Genomic DNA, 804 nt, shown 5'->3' with positions numbered 1-804 from the left:
TAGACACTATCGTGGACAATATTTCCCTCTAAATTCTTAAAATACTTCTGTTCAAAAGCTTCAGGGCTTAACCAACCGTTTGCAGAATGTCTTCTGATTCGATTGTAGTAAACTTCAATATATTCAAACAAGACAGAATTTGCCTCTTTTCTCGTAGAAAATATACTGTCATGTACCATATGCCCTTTCAATGTATGGAAAAAGCTTTCTGTTACTGCGTTATCCCAACAATTCCCCTTACGAGACATACTTTGAATTGCCTTATTCTTCAGCAATACAGTTCTAAAATCTCGACTGCAATACTGACTGCCTTGGTCCGAATGGATCATCAAGCCTGTTGGATAGCCCTGACGTGCAAGTGCGTAGTTAAACGCATCACATACCAATTGGCGATCTATTCGTGTACTTGTCTGCCAACCGACGATACGTCGGCTAAATAGATCTAGCATCACGCATAAATACAACCAGCCTTCTTTCGTTCGTATATATGTAATATCAGTCGTCCAGACCTTATTCGGCTCAGTTACAGTGAATTGTCGATCTAACAAATTTGGTACCGTTGACAAGCGATGATTTGAATCAGTCGTATGCTTGTATTTACGAGCGATTTTACTGCGTAATCCTAGCTTTTTAAGCATTCGGCCTATAGTACGCTCACTCATGCTATAACCTAAATCATGCATGTCATGAACTAATGATGGTGCACCTAAACGAGCATGATGTTGCCAGTACATTGCTTTTAAATCATCGTACTGCTTTGCTATACGTACCTGACGTTTTTTCCATGCATAGAAACCTGAGGTG

General features: G+C 39.8%; 1 protein-coding gene. It reads right to left on the bottom strand.

The window, feature by feature from the left end:
- On the bottom strand, nt 1-804 hold an 804-nt coding region (locus GGG_RS20235), incomplete at both ends, for an IS3 family transposase (RefSeq protein ID WP_010118061.1).

This window comes from Acinetobacter sp. P8-3-8 (assembly GCF_000214135.1).
In the GTDB taxonomy this organism is placed as follows: Bacteria; Pseudomonadota; Gammaproteobacteria; order Pseudomonadales; family Moraxellaceae; genus Acinetobacter.
This window is presented reverse-complemented; position numbering and strand designations above follow the sequence as displayed.